The 8281-nt window shown below is 59.0% G+C and carries 7 protein-coding genes and 2 pseudogenes; 6 read left to right on the forward strand and 3 right to left on the reverse strand.

All coding sequences use genetic code 11. The features are described 5' to 3' along the window. The coding region (locus tag EOA32_RS29310; protein ID WP_189407455.1) for a transposase at window positions 1-413 on the reverse strand (413 nt) is incomplete at its 3' end. Window positions 414-589: 176 nt separating this feature from the next. Between EOA32_RS29310 and EOA32_RS29315 the strand changes: the two are divergent. Next, window positions 590-1735 (forward strand): annotated as a pseudogene (locus tag EOA32_RS29315) (IS110 family transposase). 154 nt (window positions 1736-1889) lie between these two features. On the opposite strand, the gene EOA32_RS29320 reads toward EOA32_RS29315, so the two are convergent. Both EOA32_RS29320 and EOA32_RS40180 read right to left on the reverse strand, forming a co-directional pair. Further along, entirely contained in the window at window positions 1890-2648 is a 759-nt protein-coding gene (locus EOA32_RS29320) for an IS110 family transposase (protein ID WP_245499420.1), read from the reverse strand. Further along, on the reverse strand, window positions 2576-2956 hold the full coding sequence (locus EOA32_RS40180) for a hypothetical protein (protein ID WP_245499419.1): 381 nt from the start codon (window positions 2954-2956) through the stop codon (window positions 2576-2578). Before EOA32_RS40180 ends, EOA32_RS29320 begins: the two co-directional genes overlap by 73 nt. An 891-nt stretch (window positions 2957-3847) precedes the next feature. Here EOA32_RS40180 and EOA32_RS29325 point away from each other — a divergent pair. The 5 genes and pseudogenes from EOA32_RS29325 to EOA32_RS40185 form a co-directional block, all read left to right on the forward strand. Further along, window positions 3848-4192, forward strand: a complete 345-nt coding sequence (locus tag EOA32_RS29325) for a RidA family protein (protein ID WP_128373580.1) — start codon at window positions 3848-3850, stop codon at window positions 4190-4192. 564 nt (window positions 4193-4756) lie between these two features. Next, a complete protein-coding gene (tnpB, locus tag EOA32_RS29335; protein WP_128373581.1) occupies window positions 4757-4918 on the forward strand; it encodes an IS66 family insertion sequence element accessory protein TnpB in 162 nt (53 codons plus the stop codon). Between the two features lie 1033 nt (window positions 4919-5951). Next, window positions 5952-6089, forward strand: a complete 138-nt coding sequence (locus EOA32_RS38875; RefSeq protein WP_189407457.1) for a hypothetical protein — start codon at window positions 5952-5954, stop codon at window positions 6087-6089. 154 nt (window positions 6090-6243) lie between these two features. After that, window positions 6244-7656, forward strand: coding sequence for a CapA family protein (locus tag EOA32_RS29340; RefSeq protein WP_128373582.1), 1413 nt, complete (start codon window positions 6244-6246; stop codon window positions 7654-7656). A gap of 155 nt (window positions 7657-7811) precedes the next feature. Further along, a pseudogene (locus EOA32_RS40185) lies at window positions 7812-7973 on the forward strand (IS110 family transposase); the annotation flags it as partial. Window positions 7974-8281 lie beyond the last annotated feature (308 nt).

Consider the following 8281-nt stretch of genomic DNA (forward strand, 5'->3'; position numbering starts at 1 on the left):
GTCTTCGATAGGAGCAGCCGCCCCGTCTCGTCGCGGAAGGCATCCTCGATGTCGCGCACCGAAAGACCGCGTGCCAGCAGTTCCACCGCCAGGTCCTCGAGCGCCTCCGTGCGTCCCTTCAGATGCTCGCGGATCTCGGAACGAAACGGCTCGTCGCGGCCCGCCACCTGCGGGGCCGAGTATTCCACAAAGCCTTCCGCCGTCTTCAGGCGCCCGCTGCGCACGCCGTTGCGGTAACCCTGGCCGGGCTCGGCGCTATGTTCGTAATAGTCCCGCCCGACCGCATCCCGGCTTTCCCCCTCCAGTGCTTCCTCCACGATCAGGCGGGTCGCAAGCTTCATCAGCTCCGAGCGACCCGCCGGTGTGGAAAGACGCCCTTCAATCAGGTCGCAAAGGGATTGGCGCGTGCGCATCGATGCCGGTATTCTCATCGTCATGGGGTGCCTCCTTGCTGGTGCCGGCGCCAACCGGCATGGGCTTCTGATTCCTCAGCAAAGGATGCACTCCGCCCTCAATTTCCAGATGGGATATTCGGCTCGGAGCCTGATCTTTGGTGACGACGCCTGGTTGAGGTGCTGCGCTCGAGCTGATGATAAACGTGGTCTGTGAGAAACAGCCACAAGCATCAGGAAAGGAGCGCAGCGTGAAACACTATGCCGGATTGGACTGCTCGGTGAAAGAGACGGCGGTGTGCATCATCGATGAAACAGGCAAGATGTGCCGGGAAATGAAGGTGGCGAGCCATCCCGGAGGATCTTGCGCGGGGGCTCAAGGATCCTGCTTGGGATTTTGAGCGGATCGGGCTTGAAGCCGGACCTTTATCGCAATGGCTGTTCGAGGGTCTTGCCAAAGCTGGCTTGCCGGTGATCCGCATCGAGACCCGGCACACCAAGGCATTCCTAAAGGCCCAGCCGAACAAATCCGATCGCATTGATGCCCGCGGCATTGCCCAGATGATGCGGGTCAACCTGTTCCGCCCGGTGCATGTGAAGACGCTGACCAGCCAGAGACGTCGGGCACTGCTGACGGCACGCAAGCTGCAGCAGGACAAGGCGATTGCCATCGAGAACGACATCCGCGGGATCTTGCGCAATTTCGGGCTCAAGGTCGGCATGGTCAGTGCCGCAAAATTCGAGTAATGCATCCGCGATCTCGCCGAAGGCCTGCCCGACCTGATCGAGATCCTTGAGCCGCTGCTCGATGCACGAAGCAAGCTACGCCAGCACTTTGCCGCCCTTCACCGAAAGGTTGTGGTGCTCGCTCGGGAGGATGAAACGTGCCGCCGTCTGATGACGGTCCCAGGGGTCGGGCCGGTCGTGGCGCTGGCCTATACCGCAACCATCGACATTCCGAGCCGCTTCCGCAGCTCCAAAGCTGTCGGCCCGGTCCTGGGCCTGACACCGGTGCTTAATGAGTCGGGCGAAAGCCGCCGGGTCGGCCGCATCTCGCTGTGCGGCGACGCCATGATGCGCACGCTGCTCTATGAAGCCGCGCAGGTCCTGCTGACGCGTGTGCCCAAGTGGTCGTGGGCTAAAGGCTTGGGGCGATGAATATCGTCAAGCGGCGCGGCATGCGAAAAGCGATCGTCGCGCTTACACGGCGGTTGGCGGTGATCATGCATCGCATCTATGGACCGGCCGCGCGGTGCAGGGAATTCGAAACGGGGAGGCCTTTTTCGGTCCGCGGCAATCTATCCGGCCTCGCATTGGAGCCTGCGCTCCGGCCATCATGGTAATCCGCACACACCTGATCTTTTTATGTGGCAGGCCTCTGTCGGCCATGCGTGCATCCAGGTTTCAGGTGCGCCGGGGAGACCGCTGTGCCATCCGTTTCAAGTCACCTCGCAGACCGTGGCAGGAACATCAACGACACTCAGAGCATCTGACGCCTCACGGCGCAGATTGCGTGTGCGGTTCGAATCCACGCGCAAACGAACGGGCGTGGTAAAGCACGCTCCACGCAATGCGCGCGAGCTTGTTGGCCAGAGCTGCAGCCAAGACGTTGTGATGGAGCCGCTTGGCTGCGGCCACCAACCATCCTTCAAGGCCAAATTTGGCCCAACTTTGGGGCTTCGCCAGTACGGCGCGCGCTCCAATAATGAAAAGCGTTCGCACATACTTGTTGCCACGCTTGCTAAGCCCACCGAGCACCGTTCTGTCGCCGGTGGAGAGTTGTCTAGGCACCAAGCCGAGCCAGGCGCCAAAGTCACGCCCCTTCGAGAAGGCTTCGCCATTGCCGATCGTGGCGACCATTGCGCTCGCAGTCATCGGGCCAATCCCCGGAACGCTCATCAGGCGTTGGCAGCTCTCGTCTTGGCGCGCGAGTGTCTGGATTTCGCCAGTCACTGTGTCAACTCGATCATCAAGCCGGCGCCAGTCTTGCGCCAGTTCCTCGACAAGATGAACCATGCGCGGCGACAGCACGTCGGTGCGCTGAGCCAACACAGATGGAAGCATCTGGCGCAGTCTCGCAGGCCCCTGCGGGACGATGACACCGCATTCGAGGAGGAAGCCGCGAAGCTGGTTGATGACTGCGGTACGTGACCGACGAGCCTGCTGCGAACCCGGTGCAAAGCCTAAAGGTCGAGCTGCTCGGCGCTCTTGATTGGAACGAAGCGCATGGTGGGGCCGCTGCACGGCCTCGGCGATGGCCTCTGCGTCGCGGTAGTCGTTCTTTTGCCCTGTCCGGAAAGGCTTGACGTATTGCCCGGGATCAGTCGAACGTCATTGCCGAAAGCCCCCAGTCGACGGCCAATGTGATGTGCGCCTGCACAGGCTTCGACGCCCACAAGGCACGGCTGGAGAGTGGCCATATACTGTTCCAATCGTCCACGCGTCAGTTTCTGCCGAACAATCACTTTGCCACGCGCATCCATTCCGATGAGATGGAAGCTGTTCTTGCCAAGATCCATACCGATCGTGGCGACGCTTTCGTCATGTCGAGCGATGTCAGTCATGGTTGTTCCTTTCGCGATTAGCCGCGCTTGCAGCATAGCCGCCGCGCCGTCGGAGCGTGGCCGGTCCATACCATTATGTGGTGCGACGGCACAGAGTTTCGTTGGACGCGACAAGACGTCATGCCGAAGGCGGCCTGATCGTGCGCCCGACCATTGCAGCCTGCCGGCGCGCGCAGTAGGCCCGTGAAGGGCAAGTCGCGGCGCGCCTTCGGCCACCCTTGACCGGCCACTGCGCGCGCCGGCCAAGCCGAAACCAGGTCGGGACGATCGGAACGGTCGGAACGGAGATGAAACATGATCGCAGAGCGTGACAAGGATCACCTCGCAAGGTTCCACCAGCCGGTGGAAAGAGCGTCCTTCGCGGAACGGTGAATGAGGTGAGTTCGCGAGGTTTGCAGTACCGGTCGCATCACAACGATCAGTTGTTCCGCCTCTTTCTTCGGATCCCCACCATGGCGCCGGCTGAGCGCGGATCCCGCAGAGAAGCATGCCCGCGAAAGACGCGCATCATCCGATCATCCCGGGCCTATTGCCGAGCGGCGCGGCGCTGGCGCAACGCTGGCGACAAGCTCTGGTAGGGCCGCCGAATCGCGAAGTATGAGGCTCTACGGGCCGAATGGGCATATTCAAGACCCTGACAAAGCCTCATCGGCATTGCGTGCTACCCGGTAAATGGGGGACGCATTTCAACCTGAGTTCATTTATGCGGACCGCATTTCAGTAGCAGCCGCATTTTGATGCGGTACTTCATCTCCGATGTACTAACCTTTCACACTGAAGAGTAGGTGATAGGAGCTGGCCCGCCGCAGTTATGTATCAACTGACTAACGATTGATTCTGCAGGACCAAGTTATTGGCATATTTTTCTAATTCAAGCAAATCGGAGTAAACATGGTCACTCGTCATATCAAAACCGAAATCATGCATCGTGTAGTAGAATACAATGGGGTACTATACTTCGGCGGCCTCGTCGCTGGGGACTGCTCGCAGGACATGAAAGGGCAGACAGAGCAAATCTGCGAGAAAATCGACAACATTCTCGCGCAGTTGGGGTCATCCAAGGAGAAAATTATCACTGCCATGATCTACATTTCCGACTTTTCGCAGAAAAGTGGAATGAACGAAGGCTGGCTAAAATGGCTGCCCCCAAACCATCTGCCCGCCCGGGCGACTATTGGGGTCGCGAATCTAGGTGAGAATGTATTGGTCGAAGTCGTTATTTCCGCTGCGAAATGACAGTCAACACTTACGCTGGCGCACTCGCCGTAAGCACGAATTTGGCCGCACCTTTTGGTGTTGAGTGCGCTGAGGCATGAGGTGCCCACCAGATAGATGGACGCCAAATAAAGGAAGAAGATCAGAAACTGCATGTCAGGCTTGTGGGTCGGGAAGGGCGACGCCGATCCGAGCCCCGCTTCGAGAGACCGCCTTGTTTCGGCCTGCCTTGAGCCGAGTCGTCGGCATCGCGGCTTGCGCTTGACATGGGGTATCAAAGCCAACCTCTCCTTCGGAAATGGAAAAGAGGGCCAAGGATGCCCATCCTCTGCCTCCGCCGCGTCCTTCAACATCGGCGTTTATTCCGGTTCAGGTCATCACGGATGTCGCTCCCCAATGCAGAGCAGCGCGTTTGCGCTGGATTTGGAGCTGCCCACTCGGGTGAAGAGCGGCGGTTGAAGTCTGAGAGGGTTTGCCCATTGTATTCTCCAGCCAAGGTGACCACGTCACTCCCGAACGGGGTGAACCTGACGCTGGAATCCAGTGATGTGGACTCGTTGGCGGCGATAATCGGAGCTTTGGGTCATGTTCAGACTGGGCGCTCACCTTCGGGTCTACCTGTATCGCGAACCGATCGACTTTCGGGTTGGCATCAACAGCCTTGAGGTTCTGGTCCAGGAGACGATGGCGCTCGAACCATTTGCTCCAGCGGTATTTGCCTTCTGCAATGGCCGTCGCACAGGATGAAGCACTCGCCTCGCGCCTTCACCGTCTGATTGTTGGTCAACGCAGCCGAGGGCTCGCCTCGCGGCTGGCCCGCTCGCAGTCTAGCAAGGCGGTCTGGAAAAGTAACCGCCGCGCTGCCCCCCCCCCGGAAGCAGCCGTAGACCGCCTGCCATGCCACGAGGATCATGGCTTACGAGGCGTCGGTCGCTTCTCGCAAATCGCGGACGAGGCGCAGGCCGCCGGGAGCCACAACACCTACCTTCGCCAAATACCCGATCCATCGTCGCCAGGCTCATTGTCAGCAGCTTGCCGCGGAGCGCGGCATCGAGCTCTAGCCAGCCATGCCGCTCAAGCGCTGGCAACAAGATAGGTATCAACGGCCGCAGCCGTCTGGAAGACAGGCGGTCCGATGACTCCCACAACACCACGAGCGCTTCGCGAACATCGCCATGACAGCGAAGGCTGTGCCTCATTGTTGCCGGGTGTCATCGATGCGCGATGACGGAGCACTCGGATCGCATGCTTGCGATGGTAACCGGTCACGGCGACGATGAGGCGCTTATCGCCTCGGCTCCCCGACCGATACCGCCCGACAATTGCTTCCACCAGTTCCGACCGGTCGCCATGCAGATCGGCCTTGCCATCCATCCTCCGAATCGGGATACCCTTGACCATCACATTCGGGACAGCGACACTATTGGTAACATTTTGCTTAAGGCAATGTGGGTCAAATCCTCACTTCGCTTGACACAGTCCACCTCCTGCGACGCGGCCGAAGTGCCGGAGCCGATCGGCAGAGACCTTCCGTTACCCTGCCCGTCCATTCCCGGTTGAACACACTCTCTGCGGCAGAGTGCGGCGATGCATTCAAACTACCCTACTTATTGCAACTCGCATTTCAGCACTCCCCGCATTTTTAGGTAGGCTCTTCTCTCACTGGTGCTAGCCTTCCTGTTCTACCTGATCATGCTTATGAGAAACGGCAGACGAATCTTGTGATCGCGATCGCGCCCGGGTTCACCACGCGCACGGCTCACAAAAAGGAGAACAGCAAGTGGTGATTACTCGACACAATCTCTTCAAGGTGGGCATCGCGGACGAAACGGCTTTGTCGATCCCGTCCGTTCTCCCGGCGCAGACGGCGCCCAGCCGCCGCACGGAGGGTCCGCGCAATGAGGTGACCGAAGGCTAGGCCGCGAGGTCCAGCGAATTTAGCGCAAGTTCGTCTCAACCGTCGCTTTGCTGTGGGGGGGGCAAAGTGGCGGAGCCAGATGGTTCGGTCCTTGCGGATCGAAAAACGCAATCAGGGTGAAGCTGAACTTAGACCCATGCAATTGGAGACTCATATGGAAAAAGATCTAGGCGAAAATGGCGTCCACGTGGCCATCCAGGACGATGGTTTTGATGAGGTTGGTTCCATTGCAACTAATATTGCTGATGGATTCACAATGGCGGCAGTCGGCGATCTTCTTTACGCACGGCCTGTAACGAAAGGCTATCACCCAGGTCTGGATGAAGTCCTCACCGTCCTTCATGGCAACGACGTGGTTTTCGGAAACCTGGAGACCAACATCTTGGACGTTCAGTCTAAGGGGTGCCCTCAGGCAGAGTATGGCGGAGCATATTTGATCAGCGTAGCCGAAGTGGGGCGTGATCTGAGCGCGATGGGCTTCAATATGGTTAGCCGCGCGAATAATCATACACTGGACTGGGGCGTTGAAGGCTTGCGCGAGACAAGTCGCGCACTAGATGAAAACAGGATCGTCCATGCGGGCGCTGGTGAGAACCTGGCTCAAGCCGGCGCCGCCCGGTACTTGGAAACTCCACGTGGTAGGGCGGCGTTGGTTTCCTTTGCGGCCACGTTTGAGCCTATGGCTCGTGCGTGTAATCCTGCCGGCGAGGCACCAGGCAGACCAGGTCTTAATGCCCTTCGTTTGGCAAAAAGTGTCGTGGTCTCGGCAGATATGCTGGAGAACCTAAGGCAGGTGCGAGAAGCGCTTCCCTGGTATGCTCCTCCCCCAAAAGACTCGTCGCGTGTGGCCATCGCAGAGGTAGTATTCAAAGCTGGCGAAAAGCCGGGATATAGCTTTGAACCAAATCCACGGGACGTTGACAATATTCTGCGCAACGTGCGTCAGGGAAAGCAGTTCGGGGATTTTTGCATAGCCACAAACCACGGGCACGAGCCGGGGGGGTTCAGCCGTGAACCGGCTGACTACGAACAAGCATTTGCACGCAAACTGATCGACGCTGGAGCAGATGTATATATAAACCACGGACCGCATCATGTCCGGGGTATCGAAATCTACAAAGGCCGACCGATCTTTTACGCCTTGGGTAACTTCTTCAATCAAGACTTAAGGTCTCCGGTCGGTGCTGACATGTTCGACGCACACGGGAAGGATCCGCGGATCGATACGGATGCTGAGGTAAGCGCCCACGAGATGGCAATAGGATATCCTACAGCAGAAGGCTTTATACCGCTTCGCGACGCTGAGTTCTATGAGAGCGTCATCGGTGTTAGCTGTTTCGAAGACAACCAGCTTGCCGAAATAAGGCTTTACCCGATCGAGCTCCGTCGTTTGAATAGGTTTGCCAACCGCGGGGTGCCACGCTTAGCTCCCGCGGCGCAAGGGCACGCCATTTTGAACAGAATTCAGGAACTCTCCGAGGCGTTTGGCACTAAGATCGAGATCGATAACGGCGTTGGGGTAATTCGACTGCGTTCCAGTTCAGCCAAGCCGCTCGGAGCAGACTGAAGCGAGCTTGGGCAGACCTGCTCCAGCGCCCGGACTACGTCTTCGGCCAATAGCTGAACCTGCGATCGAGGACCGACACGGATCTTCTTGTTCCGTCGCAAGCTGATCGTGGACGAACTCCATGGCCCAGACGTCGTTCGGGCCGAAGGCGTCCGGCGGTGACGCGACCGACAATGCGGTTCGTGGCTGTCAAATCGTCGGATGCCCAGAGCATTCTGGTGCTTCATCGGGCTCGCCACCTCTTGGTTCGGCAGCGCACAGCGCAAATCAGCGCGATGCGGGCGCATCTGGCCGAGTATGGCGTCGTCGCACCGAAGGTGCCGGGCCCATGTCCGTGGCCTAATCGAAGCTCTTGACAAGTGCGATGGGCCGCTCCCTGCGTGCCGGGCCCATGTCCGTGGCCTAATCGAAGCTCTTGACAAGTGCGATGGGCCGCTCCCTGCGATCTCGCCCGAACGATCAAGGGTAAGCGGTACGAGATTGCCTCTCCTCCGGGCTATCTGCCGGCTCTGAAGCGGGTCGGCATCCAAAACTGACGCATGGCCTCAACGACGGCCGGAATGTCGGACCATGCATTTCGGCCAGCGACGAAGACGGTGGCACTCGCAAGGGCCGGCCGTCATCG

Source organism: Mesorhizobium sp. M1A.F.Ca.ET.072.01.1.1, assembly GCF_004023325.1.
In the GTDB taxonomy this organism is placed as follows: domain Bacteria; phylum Pseudomonadota; class Alphaproteobacteria; order Rhizobiales; family Rhizobiaceae; genus Mesorhizobium.

Bases quoted from the DNA above. Each gene is read 5' to 3' on its own strand.
- EOA32_RS40180 (WP_245499419.1), bottom strand. From the start codon at position 2,956: ATGACTGACATCGCTCGACATGACGAAAGCGTCGCCACGATCGGTATG.
- EOA32_RS29325 (WP_128373580.1), top strand. From the start codon at position 3,848: ATGGTCACTCGTCATATCAAAACCGAAATCATGCATCGTGTAGTAGAA.
- tnpB (WP_128373581.1), top strand. From the start codon at position 4,757: ATGTTCAGACTGGGCGCTCACCTTCGGGTCTACCTGTATCGCGAACCG.
- EOA32_RS29340 (WP_128373582.1), top strand. From the start codon at position 6,244: ATGGAAAAAGATCTAGGCGAAAATGGCGTCCACGTGGCCATCCAGGAC.